This is a genomic window from Bacillus cereus group sp. BfR-BA-01360 (assembly GCF_022663595.1).
GTDB classification, from domain to species: Bacteria; Bacillota; Bacilli; order Bacillales; family Bacillaceae_G; genus Bacillus_A; species Bacillus_A cytotoxicus.
Window position 1 is genome coordinate 73496 of sequence record NZ_JAKUFV010000013.1, and the last position, 26886, is coordinate 100381.

The following is a 26886-nucleotide window of genomic DNA, read 5'->3' on the forward strand; positions in this document are numbered from 1 at the left end:
TGTACAAAAACATGAAAATTGGAACAAATATACAAGTTCTACATATGCTAAATCAAAACGAAACATATGGAAACCAGACAGCAGAACATTTTACAACCAGAAAACGAATGAATCATACTGCTAACAATGATAACGAGCTTGTTCTTACAACAAGAATGCATGTGAGAGATCAAAAAGTGCATATAGCAATTCGAAATACTGAAAATGCTATTTCTCTATTACGCAGGATGGAAACTTCTTTGCAAACTATTAACCGTATCTTAATACGAATGCGTGATATTGCTGTACAAACGGTCAGCGGGATAAATTCTAGTGTAAATCAAAATGCTCTAGACAAAGAGTTTCAAGAGCTTATAAAACAAATTGGCTATATAAATGATACAAATTCTTTTCATGACATTCCATTTTTTAAATATGGAGATAAACTAGAAAACGTAGTTCATATTCTTAGAAAGACTGTGAATCTTTCATCTTCTTCATTACGAAAACATCAAAAAATTAATGATTCTACTTCGTCTACACCAACTAATATCACAGTCTCAACCGCTATTGCTAACATAGAATTAGCCTTACAAACCCTCTCACGCTATCAAGAAAATATTGGCATTATAATAAAGCGCTTACAATCTGATGTTGATTGTTTAACTAATCATGCAACCACTATGATTACTGCTAGTTCTCGTATGGAAGATGCCAATATAGTACAGGAAATGAGTAAGTGTGTAAAAGATAGACTCTTAACAGAGATCACATTAAGTACGATTTCACAAGCAAATCAAGTGCCATCACTGATATTAACGTTACTACAATTATAATTTGATATTCCCTTTTATGATTGAAAAGATTCCATACAAAATAAAAGGGAAATACATATCTTATTATGTATCTCCCTTTTATTTTGTACCCAACTTTTTATTGTGTTACTGTCATCACTTGTCCATTGCGGTCAATCATAATCTTCATTTTACTATCTTGTGCATTGTATAATCCCAATTTATGTAAATCTTGTTTACATACATCTACAAAATACGGAAGCGAACGAATTTGATCAATATCAGAACTCGTAATGAAATGAATCAAATGATGTGTTATTTCTTTCATATCTGTAACTAATTCTTCTTTTTCACGATTTAACCGTTCATTTTCTTTTCGTAAGAACGCAAGTTCACCTTCTAGATCATTTTTAGCAGTCTCTTCTTTCACACGCCCTGCGGCTATGCTAGACAACTTATAAATCCCTTCCATAAATTGATGGAGTTCATACTCTTTTTTCTCACTATGCTCACTAATCGTTTCAAAATTATTGACAATTCCTGAAAGTACTGTAACAAGGTTATATTCCGTCTCTACTTTTGAAATACTTGCACTAGCCATTTCTCTTCGCTCTTGCTTCCACTCCGGGATTGTTTCTTTCACCGATACATATTTACGTTTACGTCCTGGCTTTTGTTTTTTTATATTCGCAAACGGTATTTCTTCTTTTTTTAATTTATAATACGTATTTTGTAATTGACTCTCTGTTTTTTGAAAAAGATTCAATTCCTTTTTACTAATATACTTTGAAATATTAGCAATGTTTAAATCATGACGTTGACAAAATTGATACACTGCATATAGCAACTCGAGTTCAGACTTTAACCATGTGATATTTGATTTTTCATATGCTGAAATCCCGCCATTTTTTTCAATATCTATTTGAAATAATACCATTTTATTATATAAATCAACTAGCTCTTCGTACCCAACTTGAAATTGTTTTTCAATTTTTTTAAATTCTGATTCTAAATATGTGTCATTTTTCTTATCATTTGACATGTTTTGTAAAAGACTTAATACATTAATTGCTTTGTGGTGATACATAATTTGTGTCACTCCCCCCTCATTCTTTCACAATATTCATGTTATTTCCGTCTTTCTAGAAATTAGAAAGTTTTTCACATCCACATTATACCATTTCTAAATTGTCTGTCAACTAATAAACAGACAAAAATGTATAAAAAATATCGAAATAGAATAAATCATATTTTTTATTGTTAGATGTTTTTATTAAACTCGAAAGATCTTTTTCTCATTTATACAGAAGAAAACCTTACCATGTAAATTATATAATACAACTCTTACAACTTCACCGAAAAAATTTTGCGGCTTTACGCAGTAAGAACATGCTATTCCTTCATAAGATATATCATATTTTCATATTTTTATTTTTTCTCTTTTCACTTCAAACATAAAAATCATATTTTATTACTTCATGTAATAAAACCTCCCAGCTTAATATTCAAGAAGAATATTGGACTGGGAGGTTACAATTAAATCAATATATACTCTTTCCTCATAGAAGTGTTATTTTATAAAACAAGCTTATCAACTAAACCGATTAATTCTTGAATATCTGGTTTACTTACTTGTGCATTCGCCCCAACAGATTCACCTTTATGGTATAGTTCATTTGTAATAAGTGAAGAAAAGATAACGACTGGTAATTTGTTCATTACTTCATGATCTTTTATTACTTTTGTTAAATGATGTCCATCCATTTTTGGCATTTCAATATCTGTGATCAGCAAATGAATATACTCAAACATTTTTTCTCCTTGTTCTTTCGCCAGCTTTTCAATTTGCGCTAAAGCTTCTGCACCATTACTGAAGAAATTCATTTTTGTATATCCTGCTGCTGATAACGTTTCTTCTAAGATTTGACGAAGCATTGCTGAATCTTCCGCAATGTAGATAACTTTTTCTGCACGATCTGTTTTTTGTTCTAGTCCTGAAAGTTTATTTGCTTCATAGCTAGTATTACTAATTTCACAAACAATTTTTTCATAATCTAATAATAAAATAATTTTCCCATCCAATTTTACAATTCCAGATGTTGTTTCTTCAAGCCCCATTGATAAAGAAGATGGTTCATCAATTTGTTCCCAAGAAATACGCTGAATACGGTGCACTTCATCTACTCGGAAAATAACTTTCATTTGATTTAATTCTGAAATAATAAACTTTGTTTGATCTAGTGGTTTTGTGGATTTTAAACGTAACGCTGTCGCAAGATTAATAACTGGTAAGATTTCACCACGCACTTGCACAACACCTTCAACCGCATGATGAGATTCTGGCACAGATGTGACAGGAAATGGATTAATAATTTCGCGCACTTTCATTACGTTAATACTAAATAAATTTTCGCCAACAGTATATGTAACGATTTCTAATTCATTTGTTCCGCTTTCTAATAAAATGCTTTGCGCTTGTGACATATAGGTGTCGCTCCCCTTCCAATATTCCTTATATTCATTTATTAAATTAAAAATAAACAAAAGTCATCTATCTAACAAAAATAACAGATAGATGGTTCATGAATCTATTCTTGTATAAATGAAGCTAACGCCTCTAATAATACTTCTTGCGCCTCTACAATTTCCGATGGAAGTGATTCCCATTTTTTCGCAAGTTCTGTTTCCACTTTCATTCGTAAAGATGGTTCCATTGCTGCTAATACATATTCTTTTGTTGCAAGATCTACATCAAGAAGAGAAAGTACATAAAGTTCAGGATCATTTATCTTTTGGAACAGTTTCTTTAACATAGCAGGTGCAACATGTTTTAACTTTTCAATATGAATTTCTCTATTTGAAAATAATAATTCATATTGAATAAACGTTACATTTTCTCTTATTACCTTAAAATAACAGTTGTTCTTCTTATCATTAACAAAGTAACCGTTAGGATCAGCAATAATACTCTCCACCTTTCGAATTAAATCGGGTAAGCTATTTGCTGACATAATCGTACGTTGTTCCATTTCACTCGGTGAAATGAATGTAACTCGATATTTATTTTGTACCATATGCTATGCTCCTTTCAGTTTCATTTAAGAAGCAGCTAATAGTTCAATGTTATTGAACCAAAATGCCAATTGTTGTTCTGTAATACTTGACAGATTAATAAAAAATTCCCGGCACTTCATCACATCTGTAAAAGCTTGATATTTCCAATTGTCTCCACTATAAATACCTACAAAATAAAATTCATGAATTCTTCCAATAACAGCTTGTCTTTCTCCAAATGTATAAGGCGGAATCTTCTTTATTTCAAATTGATCCGGCAAATAGCGATGTTCTTCTTGTTCTATTTTTATAATTTGTTTTGCAAGTTCTAGCTTATCTTGAAAAAAAGGTAATTGCAAAATTCGTTCTTGTCTTGTCATAATCCGAAAAAGCCCTTTCCATCTATCATATAAAATGAAACTTTAATCAGTGGGGAATGAAGCTCCCCACTGATTATGAGCCCTCACCAATCGGGCTGCTCTAAAATAGCGGATAAACATGTAGCAACTATCGAAGTTACTACATGTTTCTAACCTATATTATCGAATTAAATTTACAACTTCGTTTAATACGTCATCCGAGACTTTAATTACCTTTGCATTTCCTTGGAATCCACGTTGATATAGCATTAAGTCAACAAATTCAACAGATAAGTCAACGTTAGAGCCTTCTTGTGCACCACCTATTATTTTTCCAGCACCATTTTGTTCAGCAACACCAATAAATGGATCACCTGCAGATGCTGTTGGAACATAGTTACCATTTCCTATTTTCATTAATCCATCTTGATTTTTGAATGTTGCTACTGCTAACTGAGAAATAGCTCGAGTGCTATTATCTGAATAAGTTACCATTACATAACCATTATCAGAAATCTTATAATCCATTGCTACTGCTGCCGCCCTACCATTTACATCTTTATGATCTAATGTATCTTTCGTTGGCAAATTTGTAAGCTGGCTTAAATTTAACTTGAAAGTATCCCCACCAAATGGAATATCTACTTGTCCTCCTTTTATAACCTCTTTTGTCACTGGATCACGTACAACAGCTTCATCCGTTCTTGTTAATTTACCAGTAATAGGATCAAATTCAAGAGTTTTCGTTAAAGTTGGTTTTTTATCTCCATTTCCAGGTGCTTTATCATCCGCAATTGGAGTAAACTCTTTTTCATTTTTTGAGTTATTACGTGTTAACACGGTATACTTATACTTACCTGGAACTGGCTTTTCTACCTTTTCTGGTTTTATCGGATTACCATTATCATCTTTTGGAAATATTGGTTTACCATCAGAACCTATCGGTAAGTCTGGATCTACGAGTTCCGTAACTTGTTCAATCTGTACACGCATAGTAATGTTATCCCCAGATTTATTAAACACGGGAAAATCATGTATAATCTTCTTGTTATCCCTAGAAAGGTTACCTATCAATGAACCTTTACTGGATACTTCTCCGTCAATTGCTGAACCTAATGGAATTGAGATTGGACCCGCCGGATGTGAAGTATCTGGCTTCCCATCTTCGTCTAGCTTGTAAGCTAATACATACTGACCTTCCCCATTGACAATATAATTATTTTCAGATTTCCCAAATGTTCCTTTACGTGTATATTGAACACCATTTCCTTGTGAATCACCTACGACAAAAAAGCCATTCCCTTCTATTGCAACTTGGCCATTTATACCTGTCATTGTAATGGAACCACCATTGTAATCTGTGGATGTTCCACTAAATTTCACACCATTACCGATACTTTTTGGATTTGTTCCAGCCTTTGTGTCATCACCTTTAGCACCTACTGTATTGTTATATAATAAATCATCAAACACAGCTTTTTGTTTTTTATATCCTACTGTTTGTGCATTGGCAATGTTATTAGATGTAACACTTAATGCGTTTTGCATTGCACTCATGCCTGAAATACTTGTATATAATGATTTAATCATTTCCTTTACACTCCTTATGCTTTTTATATTTATGTAATTACTTAGTTTCTGTCTTTATATCTTCTTTTTGTTCTGGTTTCTCAATTGTCTCTATCTCTTTATCTGATACATTCGTCACATATTTCATCAATACAATTTTATCCCCTACAACAAGTTGAACTTCATTGTTCGCAGCTAATCGTACGGCATCTACCTTTCCAGATATTTGGTTTCCATCAGTAGATGGTCCTAGTATATACTTACCTAAAAACTTCATCCCACCATCTAGAGCTGTTGTATTGACAGTGTCTTTTAGAGCATTAACTGCTTTTGTCATATTTTGCACCTGCTCCATTAGAGACATTTGTGACATTTGATTCATCATTTGATCCATATCCATTGCATTAAATGGGTCTTGATATTGCAAACTTGTTAAAAAAAGCTTTAAAAAATCATCTTTTCCCATAACACCAGGTGTTTTTTGCTCATCTACTTTTGTTGTGGCTCCTGCTTTCGTTTGAGCTTGTGTTTGAGTCGCTTGCATATGATTCATATTTGTTGCATTTAATCCAACACTCGGCACTTTTTTATCCCTCCAATAAACCAGCAAAATCTTCTTCTGTACGTTTTGCTTTTTTCATTACAACTTTTCTTTGCTTCTGTGCTTGCTCACGCTCTTGTTGCTGGCGCTGTTGATCCCTATTTGCATAACTTAATTCAATATGAATCTCTTTCTCTTTCAATTTGAACTTTAATTCATCAAAAATCATTTCAACTCTTTTTTTCGCATCTTGTTTATCCATTTCGACATGGACTTGAATATGACTACCTTGTTTTTTCATATATACGGTTAATGTTCCGAGTTTTTCAGGATTTAATTGAAATAATACTCTTTCTTGCTTGACAATAAATTTCTGTAACGCCTCTACTTTCGCCTCCATTTTATTCCCTAAATCTGAAAGTGAAACTTTTGGCATTTTTAATTGCACGTCACCTTTTTTTACAATCGCATCATTTCCAGCAAGAATGGAATTTATATTCGATTCTCCAATTGATTTGTCCTTTATAGAATCTTCCTTACTTTCTAAATTCTCTTCTAACCCATCAAGAGCTTCCTTTTGAATCTTTTCTTTATCTTCTGTATTAGCAAATACTTCTTTTAACATGTCGGCTTTTTCCATTTGTTGATTTTCAAAGTCTGCTTGATTCATTGGTGAGCCGAGAGCACTTACTTTCGTTATATCGCATGATTCTTTTTGAATAGATTCAAAAGAGCATAACATATTTTCTAATGAAGTTATTTTCCCTAGCATCATTTGAATTGTATCTTCTGAACATATAACATTTTCAATATTACAGTTTTTTAAAAACCCCTGCAGTTGTTGGATCTCTTGTGCTGGTAACTCATCTATCTTTATATTTCCATATGTTTTATATAGCTCTTGTATTTTTTGTATGTATTGATATAACAATTCTGGTTGCATACGTAACTGTTCCATTGCCAGTGCTTGGTCAGAAATTTCTAATAGTAATTTTTCCATCTTTTGTTTTTCTTCTATTTTCTCCTTAAGTGTAAAGGGAGCTTCTATATTATCGTTTTCCATTCGGTAAATATCGGATACTGCATCCTGTGTTTGTGATACATTCTCCTCTTTTGTTTTCTTAAGTTTCTCTTCTATTTTATTATCAGCTAGTGGCTCTTCATTCATTTTAGTTAAAAATGAAACATCTTCATCTTTTAACTTCAATCCTACCTGTTTTTCATTTTGCAGAGGCGAGCGAAGCTGCACCGGAAGTACAGGATTAATCATAAAGTTCACCTCATCCATTCATGCACATTTTTAAATCAAGAAGCATTTTTTCTTCTAATTTCTCCTGCTCTTTTGTGAGTTTTTTACAATCTTCTTGATACATTTCATCAATTACCCGTTCTTTTTCTTTTATTTGTTCTAAAAAACTTTCATTTTCCCTAATAAATCCAGCTATTTTTTGTATTTTCCGATTCCATTCTTCTATTCTTTCAGGCGAAAACGTATGAGAAGAAAGCATACCAACCATAATTTGTTTCCCATTTTGGGCTATTTTGCTACGTGACTGAAAAACATGTAAAGCATATTCTTTTTGTTGCTCTAGTTTCTTTTTTTCAGAAGTCAATTTGTATACTTCTTTTAAAATCTGTTCTTTTTCTTGATTGATTTGCAATTTTATCGTATCATACTGCTGTTTATTCACCTATTTTTATAACCCCTTTCTATTATAACGCTCTCTTTTTCTATTATATAGTTTTTTTCAAAAAAAATCTGTGAAATATTAAAAAACAAAAATAAGACCTCATACGCGAGGCCCTTATACAATACGCTGCATCGCTTGAACAATGTCCTCAAAGTGATAACAATCTGTCCGGCCTTGCTTTAAAAATGTATTTATACCATCTATTTTATTCTTACATTCAAAAATATAAGCATTTTCTTCATTTTCTTGAATCGTTCCTAATTTAAAATACAATTCATTTTCTTTATAAATAGATAGCGTTTTTCTTATTTCATTTGCAAGCTTCCAATGATCCGGTGTTACAATTTCTTCCATGATACGACTCACTGAATCTAACACAGAAATAGCTGGGTAGTGACTAAGCGTTGCTAGTTCACGCGATAATACAATATGACCATCTAAAATCCCACGAGCTAAATCTGGTACCGGACCATTTAAATCATCGCCATCAACAAGAACAGTATATATACCTGTTATAGACCCTTTTTTTGTTTTTCCAGAACGTTCAAGTAGTTTTTTCATATAACTTTCCATAAGGAGTGTTTTCCCACCAATTGGCAACTCTTTGACTGCAATATCGACACTTCGTCTTGCATCAGCAAAACGCGTAACAGAATCCATCATAAGCAAAACATTATTCCCTTGGTCACGGAAATATTCAGCAATTGATGTTGCCAGCTTCGCTGCACGAAGTTGCATCAGATGACTTTCATCAGAAGTCGCCACAACAACAACACTTTTTTTCATTCCTTCTTCTCCAAGTTCTTTACGAATAAAATCTTTCACTTCGCGACCACGTTCTCCTACTAAGCTAATCACATTAATATCAGCCTTTGCATTTTTCGCAATCATTCCAAGTAATGTTGATTTACCAACACCTGATCCCGCGAAAATACCAATTTTTTGACCAACTCCAATTGTTAACATTGCATCAATAGATTTAATTCCTGTTTCAAATACTTCGGTAATTTCTTCTCTTTCAAACGCATGGATAGGAGGTGCATCTAGTTTTACTTTTTGAAGCGGGATATTCTCACTCGGTTCATTTAAAATCTCACCATTTGCATTTAACACTTTTCCAAGCAATGCATTTCCTCGCGGCACTATAACATCTTCTGCAATTAAAGTTACAGAATCGCCATAGCATACCTTCTCAGTCTGCTCAAATGGAAGTAACATATTATTTTCTTTTTCAATTGCAATCACTTCACATAAAACATGATGTTCCCCAACAAGACAAACATCACCAATTTTAGCTTTTGGACCTTTTGAAATAAAGAACTGTTCCTGCACACTATGCACTTTTCCTGTTTTTATATAAAACGACGTTTCGATAAATGTATTCCACTTTTGATGTTCATTTATTAACATACTGTTCATACATTTTTCTCCTCAAATACCTTTTGTTCTTCCCACTTTTGACGAAGTTTTTCGAATATAGGCTTGAACTTAAATTCGAAAAACTCTTTCTCTTCCTCAATGACAAATTCACCAAATTGTAAGGAAAAATCATATTTCCATTCTACAAGCTCTAGAAGCCAATATTCTTTCGAATGTTTTTTTTCTTCTTCTATACGCTCAACAGTTTCTGGATGAACCGTTATAATTAGTTTTTCAAACGAAGTTGGAAGTGTTTGAACAATTCCTTTTAAAATTGGAAGAATATCCAATTCTCTTGTATCTATCGCTTGATTCACAATTTTTTCAGCAAGCTGTAATGATTGATCCCATAGTAATTCTGCCCATTCATAGGCCGTTTCTTGCTGTTTCTCTTGAAATTGAGCACGCTCCATCTCCATTTGTTGCCTGTGTTCCTCAACCTGTTTGTGGAATTGTTCTTTTTCCTTCAAAAGTTGTTCTCTTTCTTCTTGAAATATTTGCTGCTCTTTTCTTAATTTGTTCATTTCAGTATGCAGCATTTCTTGCTGAGCAAGCAGTGTTGCATAATCTATTTCTATTTCAGTTTCTTCGTATTCTGAATGAATTTGCTTTGGAAATTGTAATTCATACGTTTCCTCAGAAAAAGAAACAGAATTCTTAGGAATTCTGTTTTTAAATAAGGACATCATCTTCACCTCTTTGAATGACAATTCTTCCTTCTTTCTCTAGCTTTTTAACAGTACCTGTAATGGTTTGCTGTGCTTTTTCTGCTTCAGTCATCTTAAGTGGTCCTAAACCATCTAATTCTTCAAGTATCATGTCTCTACGGTTAGAAGACATACATGTAAATAATTTTTCTTTAATTTCTTCTTTAGCAATTTTTAGCGCCTTCGCAATGACACCATTATCAGTAATTTCTTCTAGGACGCGACGGAGCGCAAGGTCATCGAGACCGAGCAAGTCTTCAAAGACAAACATGTTTTCTTTAATTTTCTCAGATAGCTCATAATCCATTTCATCCAGCTTTTGAAAGACTGTTTTTTCCACACCGCGTGAAACATTGTTTAAAATATTAACAATCGTTTTAAGTCCATCCGTTTTGTTAATAGCACTAAATGCCATATTATTTAATTTGGATTTTAATAGTTCACCAATTTTGCCGATTAACTCACTATCCACTTGCTCAAGTTTTGCAATACCCATTACTGTCTCCACACGCTTATGGTCTGGCAATCTTTCGATTAATTGTGAAGCAAGCTGCGGTTTAATATACGATGCAATAATAGCAATTGTTTGCGGCGATTCGTCATTTAGAACCGTTAGTAATGGCTCTAAATCTGTAAGTGAATTTAAAAACTCGAATGGATTGTCCTTGTTATACCAGAGATCTTCTAATAATTTTTCTAATTCTTCTTCGGGCATATTTTTAAATATGCGGCGAATATATTCTTTATCTGGCGTAACTAAGTTCAGTTCTTTCACATTTAATTCATATAAAAATTGTCCTAATACATTTTCTAATGTTTCGGGTTTATATACATGAAATTTAGCAATTTCACGCAATAATATTTCTTTTTCCTCTGCTGTCATATATTCGATGACTTTCGCTGCCACCTCTTCATCTAATGTACGAATAAGGATGGCAGCTTTTTCTTTGGAGGAGATTTCATCAAACATCACTTTTCCTCCCTACTGTCCGTTTAACCATTTTTTAATCACTTTTGCAGTACCCTCTACATGCTCTTTTGCAGCATCTTGCACTTGTTCATCTAAAGTTGGTTCTGCTGGTTCTAGTTTTTCTTCAGGAATTTCCATAATTGTTTCATCAGTAGCTGCTACTTCTTCTTCTGCTAATGGTTCATATTCCTCGATTTCTTCTTCTTGTTTTCTCTTACGTCTTGCTAATAAATACCAAATCGAACCACCTAATGCAAGAAGTCCCCCCGCAATTCCTCCGATTAACCACCAGTTGAAACCATTTGCTTCTGGTTCTTTCGCTTTCTCTTCTTTTTGTTGATCAAATTGAACAGTAACAACGTTTACTTGGCCATTTGTAAATTCTCCATTTGGATCAATTTGTAAACCGGCTGCTGTTCCAATTGCTTCCTTAAACGTTGTCATATCAATTTTTCGTTTTGTTAATGTATCGTTATCTACCCAAACAACAACATTTGTTTTTGTTAATTCTGGATGTTTTTTAATCGTCTCAACTGTTTTATCAATTTCATAATTTTCAATTTTATTTCCATTATTATTGTCGTAAATAACTTTACCATTTTGATTATTATTCGCACCATAATTTGGAACTTCTCCGTTTGCCGTAATACCCGCGCCTTGTTTTGCATCAGCGCCTTCTTGTGCAGTTGAACGCTCCTGTTGATCTTGTCTACTACGAAGAACGCCCTTATCACCATATTTCTCGGATTGACGTGTCACTTCATCATAATTAACACTAACTTTTGTATTAACCTTAAATTCATTCGATTTGAACATTGTCATTAATGTCGCATCAATATCTTGTTTTAGCTTGTTTTCAATTTGCTGTTGCATTTCTACTTCTTTTTCATAAGAAGACGAACTTGCATGTGTTGATGCATCCGCACCTTTTGAAATAATACCTTTTTTACTATCAATAACGCTAACTTCTTCTGGCTTTACTCCAGGAACTGCTGCGCTAATCATTTGCTGAATACCTGCAACTTGATCTTCAGTTAACAGCTGCCCACGTTTTACCCCAACTGTAATCGCAGCCGTTCCTTTCGCCTTTTCTTCGTCAAAAATCGTTTCTTTTTCAGGTAACGTAATTTGAACATTAGCACTTTCAATTGTTGCAAAGTTTCTTACAATATCTTGTTCAAGTTGTTTCTTCGTACCGACAAGCTGTTTCATCTTCTTATCTTGTTCACTGGATCCAAGAGAACTTTCTAATAAAATCTCTTCACCGCTTTTTGAATTAAACGGCAATCCCATTCCATTCATTTCTTTTCGAACCCACGGAGCATCTTTCGTTGAAACTTTAATAGATCCATCATTAACTAATTGATAATCTACACCTAGCTTTGATAATTCTGCTGTAATTTCTTGCTTATCTGCATCATTTAAATTTTGATAGACAACAACATATTTATCTGGCAAGGTGAAATATAACAGCGCTCCTGTTCCAATCGCTAAAATCGCAGCACCAATAACCATCTTATGCCATGTTTTTAGCGATTGGAAAACATTTTTTATCTTTTCCATCTAAACACACCCGTCCATTTTCCTAAATTTGCATATTGAGTAATTGTTTGTAGTTTTCAATAAGATTGTCACGTATAACAGCAGCTGTTTTCATTTGTGATTCTGCTTTTTTTTGCTGAATGAGAACATCGTGCGTCTCTCCTACACCTTTCGTAAGCAAATCATATACTGCTGTTTGAGCGTTGTTTTGCGTTTGATTCATATCTTCCAATAATTCGATAAACTTCTTGCCCTCAATCACGGACGGCTGCGAATTCTTAAGTGTACCAATTGATTGAATAGATCCAAATGGCTGTGTATTTAACATTGATTCAATTTTCATATTCTCCCTCTTCCCTATTATCCTCTACCGATTTCTAAATCTTTATCGAGCATTTTTTTATTTGCATTTAATACACTTGTATTGGCTTCATACATTTTTTGTGCAACCATAACATTCGTCATTTCAGCTGTCATATCAATATTTGGATAACGAACATACCCTTCTGCATTTGCATGTGGGTGTGACGGGTTATAAACCAAATTTTCATTTGGATCTGATTCAATCCGCGTAATTTTCACTCCATCATTTGGAGCTTCTTTGAGCATACTTGCAAAATTACGATTTGATTCTAATACAACACTGCGACGACGATAAGGTTCTCCATCTGGTGCACTTGTTGTATTTGCATTGACAATATTATCAGAACTTACTTCCATCCATTTTCGTGCAGCAGTTAGTCCTGACCCACTTGCATTAATTGCCTGAAACATAGCTGTCTCTCCTTTTTTCTTAACGTCCTCTTGCTGCTTGATTAATTGTGTACTGTGTATTAATCGCATTGATTGAAATACCGTATAATTGATTTGTTTTTAGCAAATCTAGCATTTCTGTCGTTACATCAACACTATTTCCATCTTTATTTACTTGCATGGATTTCTCTTGAATCTTTGCATATGTATTTTTTACATTTGCTGTTGGCAAATGCAGTTTATTTGTTTGATATAAACTCGAATTCGTCTTTAAATCAGATGCATTTTTTTTATACAATTCATTGCTCATTTGCATTTGTTCAGAAAATATAACATCCTGTGCTTTATAACCTGGTGTATTCGCATTAGAAATATTGCTAGAAATCGTATTTCTTTTTGTTACCAAATAGTTCATATAATGCCCTACATCACTAACTAAATCCGACATATTCCACACCCTTTCTATCATTCTGAGCCAACCATATTCATCCACTGATGGAAGTTTCACTTCATTCTTTACTCTCTTATATGTATTCGTTTATTACAATAATACTTTACTATGTATCCTTCAATATTTTATGCCATTTTTTCAATATTGTCTTTAGAAAAATAAAAAAATGTAAAAAATAATACAAAAAACAAGATAAAAAATTCATTTTATACTAGTTCGTCGAATAAATTTCCCTTTCTGTTTATTTTAATAAAATGAAACCTCTATCAGTGGAATTCCTCACTCACTAATGAACATATTACTCACATGAAGATTTCTTTTACATGTGAGTAATATGTGTTCATTTCAAATATCAACTATTTATTTATCAATATTTTCCATAAAAAGCATTTGCTTTCATACGTCCATCATTTGACATAATTATTTCTTCTAATATTTTTTGTTTATCTCGAATATGTTGCGCAGCCTTAATAATATAAGGACTCACTTGTTCCGCTACTTGAGCACGCATTTCCTCATCTAACGTCATCATCCAGCGATTTAGCATTTCACTTTTTTCAGAGAATTCTTCCTCCGTTACATTTAGTTCCCCTATCTCATTAAAACAGCTAACAAAAGCTTGATAAATATCATTGTGCATTTTCCAAAGCTCCTCGATATCCATCTATTAAATCTTGTAATACTTTTACAATTGCATCAATATCTTTAGCCTCACGTGTTATTTTCATCATTTGAATTTGAGAGCTAATCCAATCATATAAACCGTAAAGACTATCATATAAATCTTTTGTAATTTCTGGATTCAACTGTAATTTTAGCTCTTCAAAAATACGTTCTAACTTTTCGAGGAGTATCTCTCCCTCTTGAATTTGAAAATTACTGAGCAATTGCTCTAATTTTTGAAACTCAACAATGCATCTTTCATAAATGAAGATTGTATTTTTAATTGGATTACTTGTCATAATATCATTTTGCATATATCGTTGCCACGCTTGCATACTAACACTTCCTCAATTTTCATTAATCATCACTTTTTTGTTTTGTCATAGCTTTCATCGTTTTTAACTGCATATCAAGTAAAGCCAGTGTAGATTCTAACTTAGCATATTTATCAATAATAGATATTTGTTTCGTTTTATTAATTGTATCAATGTCACTAATTTTTTGATTTAATTTGCTTACTTGCTCATCAATACTTTTAGATCGTTTTCCAATAAAACCTTCATCACCAAATATCTTATCGAGCTTTTTCTCCATATTATGTCCTAAACCATTTAAACCAAAGAAGAATTTTTTTGTTGTTTCTGGATTTTCTTTAAATGCAGTTGTCAACTTCGCTTCATCTAATTTCATAATTCCTGTTTTATCAACTTCGATACCAAAAGAGAACAAAAATGTTTTATCTTGAGAATATGAAAAAAGACTTGTCATAGCACTTTGAATCGAAAATGCCACACTACTTCCTTGCAAAGCACCATTTTTACCTGCAAACAAATCTAAACTTGAAACAGCTTTATTATATTCATCTTTCATTTTTTTGATTAAATTAATAGAATCCTTTATATCAGAATCTTGAACTGTCAAAGTAATTGGCTCCGCTGTTTCTTTTTCTAAATTAATAGTCACACCGGGAAGAGTGCTAATTTTATTAGATTTACTAGTTCCAGCAATCCCATTTATTGTGTATTCCGCATCTGATGGTTTTGTAATCTCATTTGCGATTGCACCGGTACTATCTATTAATCCGATACTCTTTAAAAAGCCATTACTTCCATCAGTTAATTTTATTTCGCCATCTTTACCCTCTGTAGTTGATGTAAAAAATAAATGTCCCCCTAGAGAATATACAGACACACCATAGTTTCCATTATTAATTTTGTTAACTACATCTTTATACGTCATATCCTTTGTAACTGTAACATCTTTATTACCAATTTTAAATGTATCATCTTTTCCAATTTTATCATCCAACTGAATTGTCCCTGTTGTATTTGTTGAATTCGCTGGAGCCGTAGTAATTTGATGTCTTTGTGCAACCTTTTCAACTGTAATCGTATATGTACCTGCAATTGCTGAAGCATCCGCTTGGGCGGTAAGAAATCCATCTTTAGAAGCTGCTGTTTTCTTTTCATTCCCTTTAAATGCAGATAAATCTTTAAAAATTTGATAAAAACTCCCAAATTCTTTTTTTACACTTGCATAAATAAGTTTCTCATTAGTGAGTGTTTGTTTCTGATTTGCATAAGGCGTTTTTTTCATTTCTAAAGCTTGCAGTTCTAAATTTACTAAATTAGAGGTATCAATTATGTTATTCCCTAAATTCCAAATCTGCTGTCTACCACCTACATTGGTGATTGTTCCTCCCATTTATAACCACTCCTTCTTATCATTACATGTAATCCAAAATACTAATTTTACTCATCGTACTTACTGATTTTAATGTCGCTTCATACGTTGCATTAATATAAGCTAAATCAGAAATCGCTACAGCTAAATCTACATCCTCGATTTCTTTTCGATTTTCTTGGAGCGCTAAGTTTTGTTCATTTAAAATTGTATTGAATGTATCCAACGTATTCATTACTGCACCTAATTCTGTTGTTTGATTCAACACCTTATCTAAATTTTGCTTATTTTCTTCTAGTAATGACTCCAAGGATTTTTTATCACCTTTTTGTAATGCATCTCCCATTTTCTTTAATGTTTGAATAGTTGAAGATAACAAGTTATCCCCTTTACGAAAAACTGTCACTTCATAGCCATCATTTAATGTCCATGTAACATTTTTATTTCCACCTTGATATGTACCATCCTCTGTAAAAGGTTGTTTTTCTACACTTTCCCCGCCAAAAAGATAGCGCCCTTGTTCTTTTGTATTAGCCAAATATACCACTTGCTTTAACAATTGATTAACTTCTGTACCTATCGCTTTCATTTCCTTTGGACCGTTCGTCCCATTTACAGCTTGTAGAACCAATTGATCGACTCTTGTTAGAGATTTCGTAATACCTTGTAACGCTGCTTCAGTTTGAGACAAAACATTTTTTGAATCTTTTAAATCTTTTTGCATTTGTTCGATATTTGCTAATGAATGTTCGATTGCAAATGATTTCCCCGCTGCAAGCGGATCGTCACTCATATGTAAATTTTTCTTACCTGAAGTAACTTGGTTACGATGATATTGTTGCTGAACACTTAAACCCATCAGTTGGTTTTTAGCCCAATTTGCATTTTGGAATGTAGATACTCTCATAAAATCCCCTTCTTTATTGTTGAATTTTTATAAATCAATTAAATTTATCCTTATCGAATGATAGAAAACAAGCTATCAAATACTTCATTCATTGTTGAAATTGCCTTCGAATTGGCAACGAAATATTTTTGAAAGGCCATTAAGTTAACCATTTCTTCTTCCATATTAACGCCTTCCATACCCATTTTCTCTTGTTCAGTATCTGTGAATAAGTTTGTATGAATCTCTTTATAGGCACTTGCTGCACTTTTATCTGATGCAATTCCAACAAGAAATTTATCTAATGCTTGTTTATAAGAAAGCCCTTTTGTATATTCTTTATCTGAAATTCCTGCCAATTCTTTTGCTGTTTCAGTAGAAATTTTCATTTTTGAAACGTCATTTGCAAGTTCTGGATTTAAACGAATATTTTTGGCGATATCTCCAACAAAGAAATCTTTTTTCATAACTCCATTCACTTGATCTTTAATAGCAGACATTAATTCATTTAAAGAATCTTTATAGCCTTTAACATCCTTTTCCTTATTTCCAGTAATCTTTACTTTCATATCAATTGCAGATAAAATTTTTCCACTCTTTAATGGAATATCTGTTCCGGAAATTTGTACTGAAATCGGTTCTTTCTCCTTTTGCAATTGAAGTGGATACGTATCTTGTCCACTTACCGCTAATACACCAGAGATTCTAACACTCGCAATATTAGGATTTCCAGATTCATAAGATACTTCTATATTAGCATATTGAGACATTTCTGTAATAATCCGATCTCGCTCGTCCAAGAGCTGATTCGGTACTTTCAAACCAGCCTCTCTAATATTTTCATTTGCTTTTGCTAAACTTTCAGCAAGACGATTAAACTCGTCTACATGCCCTTGAATATCTGCTGATACTTGCATTTCTGCTTCTTCTAAATCTCTTCCAATGCGGTTTAATTGATTTGTAAATTTACCTGTTGCAGCAATAAGCGTATCATAATAATTTGCTTGTTCTGGATTTTTAGCTACTTCACGAAATGCATTAAAAAAACCATCCATCAAGCTAGATAATGAATTCGGCCCAGTTGTCCCTATAATAGACTCTATTCGTGATAAAGCATCGTCCATATACCCGTAGTAAGACAGCTGAGATAATTGCTCATTATATTGTTTTGTTTTAATCTCATCTGTAATACGTTCTACATCCATTACCTGAACTCCATAACCAATTCGTTGTTCTGGTGTATTTCCATTATTCGCTCCCACAGATCCGTAGTTTACTGCTTGACGCACATATCCCGGTGTATGAATATTGGTAAGATTTTGTTGTGTTGTTTTCAATCCAACTTGTGCTGCTAACATGCCTGATAGCGGTTTATTATAATCAGATAATCTCATAATTTTTTCACTTCTCCTTTACAATAGCTCATTCATAAATATTTGCGAATTATGATTCTTTTCTTGATTATATTCAGAAACAGAATCCACAATACTTTCTGTAGTTTTTAATAATATGTTTAAATAATATCGATTTTTCAATAGAATTATTTTTACATTTTTTTCTAATTCTAGTAGTTTTTTTTGTAATTCTTCTATTTTTTTAATTTCTTCTTCTGTAAAATACGAAAACAACGAATGCATTCGAAATGGTTCAACGCCATGTTCTTGACAACATTGAACAACGCTATCTTTGAAAGTAATTGTTAGTTGTTTTACACCATCTATATATCGCAGTTGTTCCACTTGCAGTCGCTGTACTTCATTTATGTTTTTTTGTTTTAAATTCTCATATATCTGTTCTCCAAGCAAACTAATATTCTCATATGCCTTTTGAATGACAACGAGCTTCTCATATAACTGTATGTACATATAACTTCCTTCCTTTTTATAATACTAGATTCACGATTAAACCATGAATTTCTCCAATTTGGTTTAATATTTCTAAATGACCTGTTTTTGTATTAATTAAATTCATAACATCCTCTAATTCATTTAAGCCCGTTTCAGCTTGTTTCACGATCGTCATTTTTTGCGAATATCCATACCTTGGATGACGCGACATAACATCTTTGTACTGTAATACATGATCAACGTAGAAATTCAAAAATGATTTCACTGTATTTTTATATTCCATTACGTTATCAAGAGTTAACTCTAATTCAATTTTTTCTTTAATTTCTCCAATATTATCAACAAATGCTTCCATTTGCTCTAACAACTTATCTTTCTTTGAATCCGCATGCAAATTCTCCGAAAAAGCAAGTCCAGTTCTCAAGTTTGCTTCTTTCGGCATTTGGTTTGCAGGTGGTATATGCGATAAAATTGGATTGTGCGAAATAGAACGTAGCATATCAATCACCTATACATTTATTTATTTTTTTATTTATTAATCGTAAAATCCGGTTATTTATAATTATACTCTGTATAACGATATTTTGCAGTTATTTTTTGCGGAAGTTATGTTACAATTTAGCATGAGGTGGCGCAAATCTATGAATATTTTTCTTTGTGGTTCAAATCAATTAACAGCATTAGATCGAAAAGAAATAAAAGCTTTTTTATTAGACTATGCTCACAAACATAAAATTCACATATTATGTTACAAATCTATTGAAAATGAAGTGCTTCATTTCTTTATAGAAAATGAACATTTGGCTCCAAACTTATGCCTGTACACATTGCAATCGCTACATTTACTAACAGATGAATTTCAAGAAGCGGTCGATTATCTAAAAGCATACGGAGCACAATATATCACATTTGATTACCCGTATGATTCTATTTATCGCTCAGAGTATATGTCTTTTATCAAACAAATTGTTGAAGACAGCCAGTTAGTTCTCTGCTTTTACAATGGAGATAAGCATACGTCTGTTATTCCTGTCGATATCGCAAAGGATGCGGGGGTTGATGCAGTGATTTATGATTTACCCGGATTACAGCAAAACCAAGTAAAAAAAAGCTTTGAACAAAAAATCCGCATGATGTAATACATCTAAAAAGGGGGAGGCACAATACAATATATTGTGCCTATATAACTATGATAAATGAACAAAATTATAATTATTTTATAACGAGTCTTAAACAACAATTCCATATAGATATTTCTTTATATAAGCAGGACAGAATGAGGAGAAGAATTGATTCTTTCCTCTCACGCAAAGGTTTTGAAAATTATACTCATTTTATCAACGCCTTGCGAGGCGAGCAAGAATTGTTTACAAATTTTATCGATCACATTACGATCAATGTATCGGAATTTTTTCGCAATAAAGAGCGTTGGCAAACACTTGAAACAAAAGTTTTACCAAAGCTACTCCAACAAAATACTGGAAAGTTAAAAGCATGGAGTGCTGCATGTGCAGCTGGCGAGGAACCGTATACCCTTTCATTCATTTTATCAGAGCGATTGCCAGCTTTTCGATATGAAATTCAAGCAACAGATCTCGATTTTCATATTTTAGAAAAAGCAAAACAAGGTCAATATACAGAACGGTCTTTGAAAGAGTTACCAGATGCTTTTAAAAAACGTTATTTTATAAAAGAAAACGATATATATACAATAAGTCCTAGCATAAAACAACGGGTAACCTTTAAACAACACGATTTATTGACACAAAGTTTCGACACAAATTTTGATTTAATTATTTGTCGCAACGTTATGATTTACTTTACAGAAGAAGCAAGGGCGCTACTTTATGACAAATTTAGCCGTTCCTTAAAAAAAGGCGGCGTATTATTTGTCGGTAGCACGGAGCAAATTTTAACTCCTGAGCGCTATAATCTTCAGCGCTTTGATACGTTCTTTTATGAAAAAATATAAAAAGGTCGCTGCTTTCTAAAAAAGCAGCGACCTTTTATCTCTTTATCATAACCGTATGAAAAGAATACAAACAATCCATATAAGTAAAAAACAAATCGTAATCGACCACTTATGTTCTTGCATTGCTTTTTTGAAATGGTGTGACAACTGTGTCATATTCATTTCGGCTAACGCACGCCATACACTCACATCACGATCCTGAGAAGGATGAACACCATTTATTAATGAAGTTTCATTTGATAGTTTTGTCATATAAGTCGTAATGACGCTCATAATCATATTCAAATTACCTTGAGAAGGATTCTGCTCCGCCAAAGAAAGAAGCCCACTTACATCTAATAATGGGATAAATACTTTCCGTCCAAATACAAGCTGCACTTCGGCATAATCATACGTTCCATCTAATAAAGGAATCCCCTTTACATGTGCCTGCTTTACAATTCCTTCTATACTCCTCACAATTTGCTCATATATTTGTTCGGACTGCTTTCCTTCCTTCGCTACTGTATGCAGTTTTGAGAATAACTGAAGTATCGTATCTATTTCCTTCATGAGAAATGCTGTGAGCGCTTTTCCATCACCAATATTTGCAAGTAAAATACCGATTTCATGATTCTTTGTAATGATTTGAGATTGAGTTGTAATTACTAGATTACTTTGTTTTCGCTCTTTATGTATCTCCTGTTTAGAAATAGTCGCAGACTGTTTGAACGGGTCTAACGTCTTATTTTCCATACCAATGCGCTTAACATCCATTTTCATGCTCCTTTTCAAGCACTTTCGCATTTCATTATTATGTTAGCTCCACTCTTTATTACTTTTTACAACAAAGAATAACGCGAACAAGCCCGCTATTATCATAAATATTTGTGAAGCTTCAAATCTCTCTTCTTTTGGCTGTTTCTTCTCTTTTTTGCTTTCAACTTGCTCTTGCTTCTTAGAGACCGTTTGATGATCTTTTTCATCTTTTTTTGACGGCTGTACTTTTTTCACTTCTTGTTCAGGTTGTTTTTGCTCTTCTTGTTTCTTCGGCACATCAGCAATTGGGCCAACCATCTCTTCCTTCGCAGCAGCTTTCTCTTCTTTGATCGGCTCTTCCGTTTGCTTCTCTTCTTGAACTTGTTCTTTTGGATCTTCGCCCTCTTTAGATACTTGTTCTAAAACGGAGATAATATACGAACTTTCTTGCACAAATCGGTTACCAGCAGCATCAACGATTTCAAGATGAAGATGGTATCTCCCCGCTTTCATCGCTTCTGTCACTTCATAAACTTTCCGCCAATCCTGTTCATGCTTTTGATAATCTAGCAAAAAAGTAATATCATTATTCAGTTCTTCCCCTTTTAATACAACACGCACTTCTTTTACTATTGATTCTGCATCGGAGGCTTTCACACGAATCTCTAACATATCACCATTTCTCCGCTCGATTATCCCATCCTTTACGCCTTCAACAACAAGTTGTTCTAACTTCGGCAATTCTTTATCTAAAGTCGGAGCTTCATTTTTAATGTTAACGAGTGGGATTTCTGTTTCTTTTTCTATGATTTCTTTACTTTCATCGTCTTCATACTGTTGCATGAGCTGAAGATGCCAATCTCCTTCTAAATCATAAGCTTCAACTGTGTAGGATGCAATCCACTTGTTCGCTTCTGCTTCATATTGAAAAATTAACGACCGCTCTTGCTCATATTGCCCTTCTTTCACTTGCAATTGCAATGCTCCGGTTATACTGTTTACATTTTTTTCTTTTGGTTCAATCGCAATTTCTAGCTTTTCTCTTGGAATAAGCTGCTGCTTACTCACCGTAACTACACATAACTCTGTTTCAATCTTTTGTTCTTGCTCCTCTTGCTGCTTTTCTTGGTGTTCTATTTCTTCTTTTGGTTGTTTATTATTTTGCACATCTTGTTGGTTGATTGTTTCGACATTACTTTCTTGTACACTCTCTTCTGCTTTACTTTGAATTGGGAAGAAGAGAAGTAACTGTAATATCATCCAGCAAACGAGAACATATCTCATACTATTCATCTATTTGTTCAAGCTCCTATTTAACGTCTTATAACGATTTTGTAACTTTCACACCGAAAAATCCATCAACATTAACAAGTTCACCGTATGCAACTAATATATTATTCACATAAATTCGAATTGGCTCATCAATATCTTCATCAAGCACAACTGCATCATTTTCATGTAAACTTAATATATCTTCAATTGTTTTTACTGTACTTCCAAATACAAATTCCACATTTACTTCCACATCTTGAAGAATGGATGCATCGATTCCCAATGCATTAGTTGTTGAAATCTCTTGGAACTCGAATGGTTGCGCTTCTGATACTTGAACTGCTTCTTCTTTCATTTCTTCTTGGACAACGTCTTCTGTCTCAATTTCAGCTTCTTCTATAACAGGATCTAACAGGCGCCGTACCATTTCCTTCGCTTCTGGGATTGGCAAGATCTGATACATCTTCGATTGAACAAGTTCTCCAATTTCAATATTAAATGTAATTTGAACTAGTTCATTCCAATTTGTACCTCCTCCCAAATATTCCATTTCTTCCTTTAAAGTAATAAATTTTACTGTTGGTGGAGTAATATCCATCTTTTCCTTGAACATTTCTGACATGGCAGTTGCTGCATGTCCCATCATTTGGTTCATAATTTCTTTAATGCCACTTAGTTCTAGTTCTGTTAACTCTTGATCCGGATCGATTTCACCTGTTCCCATCATCATGAGATCTACCATCGTTAAAGCAACATCTTTCGTAAATACAAATACATTTTCATTTTTTAAACCTTCAACAAAGTCAACATTTAATATAACAAATGGAATTGGAACACCATCATAATGACGAGCATTGATTGTTTCTACATTCGGTGTACTGATACTAACCGGTTGATTTAATACTGTCGATAATACAGTTGATGCGGAACCAATGGAAATATTGGCGATTTCCCCTAACACATCTTTTTCTTCTTGTGTTAATTGCTCTTTTACAGATTCTGTTTCTACTAATTCTTGATTGTCTTCTACTTCTTTTTTTGTTTCAATATTTTTCTTTTCTTGTTCTGTACCACTAGACAACTGTAATAATTTGCCTATCATTTGTTTCGCATGTTCAACTGATACAATTTGCACAAGCTTAGAATTTACAAGACTATCTATTTTTAAATCAAACGATACTTTAATAATTATATTATTTTCTTCACTACCAGAGATTTTCTCCATTTCATCTAGTAGTTTTACAACCTTAATAGTCGGCGGCGACATATCCACTGTATCTTGAAAAAACTCTGACATAGATGTTGCGGCAAACCCCATCATTTGATTCATAGCTTCCTGTACTGCACTTAGTTCTAATTCTCCAAGTTCTTTTCCTTCTTCCACTTCACCTGATCCCATCATCATGAGATCCGCAATAGCCAACGCAACATCTTGTTGAAGAACAAACAAGTTTTCTATATCTAATCCTTTTGTAAAATGAATATTTAATACGACATGTGGAACTTCTATTTCTCTCGCATCATATAAATTTACCATTTCAACATGAGGAGCAGTAATACTGACCTGTTTATTTAAAATCGTTGATAGGATCGTTGATGCAGAACCAAATGAGATATTCGCAATCTCGCCTAGAATATCACATTCTTCAGATGTAAGTAATTGTTCTTCTTTTTCTGCCACAAGAGTTTCCGTTTCCTCTTTTGTATGTTCTTCAGGCATTTTTCTCGCCTCCTCATTTCTATTTCTTTCTTATGGTTTATATAGTCTTTCTATTATACCCGTTATATTTTAACAAACTTATGATAAGAATTGTGATATAAATGAATAATAATACAGTTGATTATTATCGTCACGAAAAACTCCCCAATTTTGCACATTAGGGAGTTTCATTTCACTTATAAACCTTCTGGGTTTAAAATGAGGACTACCCGTCCGTCACCAAGAATTGTTGCACCAGAGAAATGCTTTGCACTCTCTGCAAAGAAGTCACCTAATGACTTTAAAACAATTTCTCTTTGACCAATAATTGTGTTTACGATAAGTCCGTAGCTACGATGCGTATTACGCACGATTAAAACAGGAATCATTTGATTATCATATGATGTAAATACCTCTTCTGCTGTTTTTTCACCAAAGATCACACTTAAATGTTTCACTTCAATAATTTGGTCGCGATAATTTAAAACATCTTTTCCTTGCAATGATTGTATATCTTCTTTTCGAATTCGAATTGCTTCAACAATATTACCAAGCGGTAAAGCATATCGTGTCTCATTCGTTTGAATAAGCATAGATTGGATAATAGATAACGTTAAAGGAAGTTCAATGCGGAATATGCTACCTTTTCCTTCTTCTGAATCAACAATTAAATGGCCGCCGAGACTATTGAGTGTATGTTTAACAACATCTAATCCGACACCTCTTCCTGAAAGATCTGAAACAACCTCCGCTGTACTAAATCCAGGTTGAAAAATAAGATCAAATACTTCACGATCTGTTAATTTATTCGCTTCCGCTTCTGTTACAACTCCATTTTTAATTGCTTTTTCTAATACTTTTCCTTTATGAATCCCGTTTCCATCATCAGTAATTTGAATGACAACGTGATTTCCACTATGAAAAGCTTCTAATTTTATTGTTCCTGTCTCATTCTTCCCTGCATCACGACGTTTTTCAACTGTTTCAATGCCATGATCTATTGCATTACGAATTAAATGAACAAGCGGATCTCCAATCTCATCAATGACAATCTTATCGACTTCTGTATCTTCACCCGTAATCTGTAAATCAATCTTTTTCCCTAAATCTTTCGCTAGCATGCGCACCATACGTGGAAAACGATTAAACACCGTTTCAATCGGTACCATACGCATGTTTAACAATACATTTTGAATGTCTTTCGAAATGTCTCCCAAACGATTTAAATGCTCTATTAGTTCTTTATTTTGAATCTTCTCTGCTAATTCATCGATGCGTCCACGTTCAATGACACTTTCTTCAAACATATTCATTAATCGCTCTATCTTTTCTAACTGAACACGAATAGAACGATTTTCTACTTTTGCATTTCTTCCTTTGGCATTTCCTTTAGGAGATGTTCCTTTGTTAGCCGGTTGAGAAGAAGATGTGGCACTCTGCTTCACTTCTTTCTCAGCTTGTGCCTCCATGGCTGACTGTTCCTGTTTCGCTTGTTTCACTTCCACTTTTTCAATTTCAGAAACATGAAGTGCAGCTTGCGTTAGCTCTTCCTCGCTTCGCTCTGTATTCATATAGACTGTAAACTCAAATCCAAAAGCATCTGCTTCAATTTCCTCTATACTCGGAACTGTTTTTTCAATATCTCCTAAATTTTGCAATGCCTCTATACACATAATGGCTCGCACTGCTTTTAACATCGCTTGCTGCTCAATCGTAATATGAACTTCATGCGAAATCGTTTCATTACCAGATAATTCGATTTGTTGCTGGTTATCTATTGTACTGACTACATCACCATTTAACAAAGCTTCTAGCTTCTGTTTGGTAGCCGTAACATCTAAATTCCCTACACCACCTTGTTGTACATCAGCGACCATTTTTTCTAAATTATCAATGCATTCAAAAATAACATCTATAATATCGGCATTAACTGCCATATTTCCATGACGAATTTCATCAAGAACATTTTCCATCTTATGTGTTAAATCAGCCATCTCTGTAAATTCCATACTTGCAGACATACCTTTAAATGTATGTGCAGAACGAAAAATTTCATCAACAACACCCATATCTTCAGGATTTTGTTCTAAATTTAAGACATTTTCATTTAATGATTGCAAATGTTCTTCTGCCTCTTCAAAAAATATACTTAATAGATCTGTTTGCATGTTATTCCACCTACCTTATCAAGCATTTCATTTATGTATAACAATTTATTGTTTTACAAACAATAGAAAAAGGGGCCCACACTTCTATATCTATCATTGTTCGATTCTTTGTGGCACCCCTCTTTATAT

At 33.3% G+C, this 26886-nt stretch carries 29 protein-coding genes; 3 read left to right on the forward strand and 26 right to left on the reverse strand.

All coding sequences use genetic code 11. The features are described 5' to 3' along the window. Positions 1–11 precede the first annotated feature (11 nt). Complete coding sequence (locus MR056_RS13405; protein ID WP_048722708.1) at positions 12–815, forward strand: flagellin N-terminal helical domain-containing protein; 804 nt, start codon at positions 12–14, stop codon at positions 813–815. A gap of 97 nt (positions 816–912) precedes the next feature. On the opposite strand, the gene MR056_RS13410 is transcribed toward MR056_RS13405, so the two are convergent. From MR056_RS13410 to MR056_RS13515, 22 genes are all read right to left on the reverse strand, one after another. Then, the gene (locus tag MR056_RS13410) at positions 913–1860 is read right to left on the reverse strand and encodes a DNA-binding domain-containing protein (RefSeq protein ID WP_048722705.1); all 948 of its coding nucleotides are present in this window, start codon (positions 1858–1860) and stop codon (positions 913–915) included. Between the two features lie 488 nt (positions 1861–2348). After that, positions 2349–3257 (reverse strand): chemotaxis protein, encoded by a 909-nt coding sequence (locus MR056_RS13415; protein ID WP_048722702.1) that lies wholly within the window; start codon positions 3255–3257, stop codon positions 2349–2351. Between the two features lie 104 nt (positions 3258–3361). Continuing rightward, entirely contained in the window at positions 3362–3847 is a 486-nt protein-coding gene (locus MR056_RS13420; protein ID WP_048722700.1) for a hypothetical protein, read from the reverse strand. A 24-nt stretch (positions 3848–3871) separates the two neighbouring features. Further along, the gene (locus tag MR056_RS13425) at positions 3872–4207 is read right to left on the reverse strand and encodes a DUF3964 family protein (RefSeq protein WP_048722697.1); all 336 of its coding nucleotides are present in this window, start codon (positions 4205–4207) and stop codon (positions 3872–3874) included. Positions 4208–4366: 159 nt separating this feature from the next. Continuing rightward, on the reverse strand, positions 4367–5776 hold the full coding sequence (gene flgE / locus MR056_RS13430; RefSeq protein WP_048722695.1) for a flagellar hook protein FlgE: 1410 nt from the start codon (positions 5774–5776) through the stop codon (positions 4367–4369). A gap of 37 nt (positions 5777–5813) precedes the next feature. Then, the gene (locus MR056_RS13435; protein ID WP_048722692.1) at positions 5814–6338 is read right to left on the reverse strand and encodes a flagellar hook capping FlgD N-terminal domain-containing protein; all 525 of its coding nucleotides are present in this window, start codon (positions 6336–6338) and stop codon (positions 5814–5816) included. 4 nt (positions 6339–6342) lie between these two features. Continuing rightward, positions 6343–7566: a flagellar hook-length control protein FliK gene (gene fliK, locus MR056_RS13440; protein ID WP_157671204.1), complete on the reverse strand. Its 1224-nt coding sequence runs from the start codon at positions 7564–7566 to the stop codon at positions 6343–6345. Between the two features lie 10 nt (positions 7567–7576). Continuing rightward, positions 7577–7987 (reverse strand): hypothetical protein, encoded by a 411-nt coding sequence (locus MR056_RS13445; protein WP_048722688.1) that lies wholly within the window; start codon positions 7985–7987, stop codon positions 7577–7579. A gap of 114 nt (positions 7988–8101) precedes the next feature. Continuing rightward, positions 8102–9406: a flagellar protein export ATPase FliI gene (locus MR056_RS13450; protein WP_048722686.1), complete on the reverse strand. Its 1305-nt coding sequence runs from the start codon at positions 9404–9406 to the stop codon at positions 8102–8104. After that, the gene (locus MR056_RS13455; protein ID WP_048722684.1) at positions 9403–10092 is read right to left on the reverse strand and encodes a FliH/SctL family protein; all 690 of its coding nucleotides are present in this window, start codon (positions 10090–10092) and stop codon (positions 9403–9405) included. Before MR056_RS13455 ends, MR056_RS13450 begins: the two co-directional genes overlap by 4 nt. Continuing rightward, entirely contained in the window at positions 10079–11083 is a 1005-nt protein-coding gene (gene fliG, locus MR056_RS13460) for a flagellar motor switch protein FliG (RefSeq protein WP_048722683.1), read from the reverse strand. Before fliG ends, MR056_RS13455 begins: the two co-directional genes overlap by 14 nt. A gap of 12 nt (positions 11084–11095) precedes the next feature. After that, the gene (fliF, locus tag MR056_RS13465) at positions 11096–12646 is read right to left on the reverse strand and encodes a flagellar basal-body MS-ring/collar protein FliF (RefSeq protein ID WP_048722681.1); all 1551 of its coding nucleotides are present in this window, start codon (positions 12644–12646) and stop codon (positions 11096–11098) included. Positions 12647–12668: 22 nt separating this feature from the next. Then, positions 12669–12968 (reverse strand): flagellar hook-basal body complex protein FliE, encoded by a 300-nt coding sequence (fliE, locus tag MR056_RS13470; RefSeq protein WP_048722679.1) that lies wholly within the window; start codon positions 12966–12968, stop codon positions 12669–12671. Between the two features lie 17 nt (positions 12969–12985). After that, positions 12986–13399: a flagellar basal body rod protein FlgC gene (gene flgC / locus MR056_RS13475; protein WP_012093849.1), complete on the reverse strand. Its 414-nt coding sequence runs from the start codon at positions 13397–13399 to the stop codon at positions 12986–12988. A 19-nt stretch (positions 13400–13418) separates the two neighbouring features. Continuing rightward, entirely contained in the window at positions 13419–13847 is a 429-nt protein-coding gene (flgB, locus tag MR056_RS13480) for a flagellar basal body rod protein FlgB (protein WP_048723072.1), read from the reverse strand. Positions 13848–14196: 349 nt separating this feature from the next. Continuing rightward, the gene (locus MR056_RS13485; RefSeq protein WP_048722677.1) at positions 14197–14469 is read right to left on the reverse strand and encodes a flagellar basal body rod protein FlgG; all 273 of its coding nucleotides are present in this window, start codon (positions 14467–14469) and stop codon (positions 14197–14199) included. Then, positions 14459–14827: a flagellar export chaperone FliS gene (locus tag MR056_RS13490; protein WP_048722675.1), complete on the reverse strand. Its 369-nt coding sequence runs from the start codon at positions 14825–14827 to the stop codon at positions 14459–14461. Before MR056_RS13490 ends, MR056_RS13485 begins: the two co-directional genes overlap by 11 nt. Before the next feature lie 22 nt (positions 14828–14849). Then, positions 14850–16196, reverse strand: coding sequence for a flagellar hook-associated protein 2 (locus MR056_RS13495; protein ID WP_048722672.1), 1347 nt, complete (start codon positions 16194–16196; stop codon positions 14850–14852). 22 nt (positions 16197–16218) lie between these two features. After that, positions 16219–17082, reverse strand: coding sequence for a flagellar hook-associated protein 3 (locus tag MR056_RS13500; RefSeq protein WP_048722670.1), 864 nt, complete (start codon positions 17080–17082; stop codon positions 16219–16221). A gap of 50 nt (positions 17083–17132) precedes the next feature. Further along, the gene (gene flgK / locus MR056_RS13505) at positions 17133–18455 is read right to left on the reverse strand and encodes a flagellar hook-associated protein FlgK (protein ID WP_048722669.1); all 1323 of its coding nucleotides are present in this window, start codon (positions 18453–18455) and stop codon (positions 17133–17135) included. Between the two features lie 18 nt (positions 18456–18473). Beyond that, complete coding sequence (locus tag MR056_RS13510) at positions 18474–18926, reverse strand: hypothetical protein (RefSeq protein ID WP_048722667.1); 453 nt, start codon at positions 18924–18926, stop codon at positions 18474–18476. Between the two features lie 16 nt (positions 18927–18942). Continuing rightward, entirely contained in the window at positions 18943–19407 is a 465-nt protein-coding gene (locus tag MR056_RS13515; RefSeq protein WP_012093841.1) for a YaaR family protein, read from the reverse strand. 142 nt (positions 19408–19549) lie between these two features. Here MR056_RS13515 and MR056_RS13520 point away from each other — a divergent pair, with 142 nt between their 5' ends. Together MR056_RS13520 and MR056_RS13525 are read left to right on the forward strand one after the other, a co-directional pair. Continuing rightward, positions 19550–20047: a hypothetical protein gene (locus MR056_RS13520; protein ID WP_048722665.1), complete on the forward strand. Its 498-nt coding sequence runs from the start codon at positions 19550–19552 to the stop codon at positions 20045–20047. A 50-nt stretch (positions 20048–20097) separates the two neighbouring features. Continuing rightward, entirely contained in the window at positions 20098–20880 is a 783-nt protein-coding gene (locus MR056_RS13525) for a CheR family methyltransferase (RefSeq protein ID WP_048722663.1), read from the forward strand. Positions 20881–20925: 45 nt separating this feature from the next. Here MR056_RS13525 and MR056_RS13530 read toward each other — a convergent pair whose 3' ends face one another. The 4 genes from MR056_RS13530 to MR056_RS13545 all read right to left on the reverse strand — a co-directional run bounded on the left by MR056_RS13530 (position 20926) and on the right by MR056_RS13545 (position 26757). Further along, entirely contained in the window at positions 20926–21636 is a 711-nt protein-coding gene (locus MR056_RS13530; RefSeq protein WP_048722661.1) for a hypothetical protein, read from the reverse strand. A gap of 42 nt (positions 21637–21678) precedes the next feature. Then, on the reverse strand, positions 21679–22911 hold the full coding sequence (locus tag MR056_RS13535; RefSeq protein ID WP_048722659.1) for a hypothetical protein: 1233 nt from the start codon (positions 22909–22911) through the stop codon (positions 21679–21681). A 28-nt stretch (positions 22912–22939) separates the two neighbouring features. Next, positions 22940–24610: a flagellar motor switch protein gene (locus tag MR056_RS13540; RefSeq protein ID WP_048722656.1), complete on the reverse strand. Its 1671-nt coding sequence runs from the start codon at positions 24608–24610 to the stop codon at positions 22940–22942. Positions 24611–24786: 176 nt separating this feature from the next. Continuing rightward, entirely contained in the window at positions 24787–26757 is a 1971-nt protein-coding gene (locus MR056_RS13545) for a chemotaxis protein CheA (protein ID WP_048722654.1), read from the reverse strand. Positions 26758–26886: the final 129 nt, after the last annotated feature.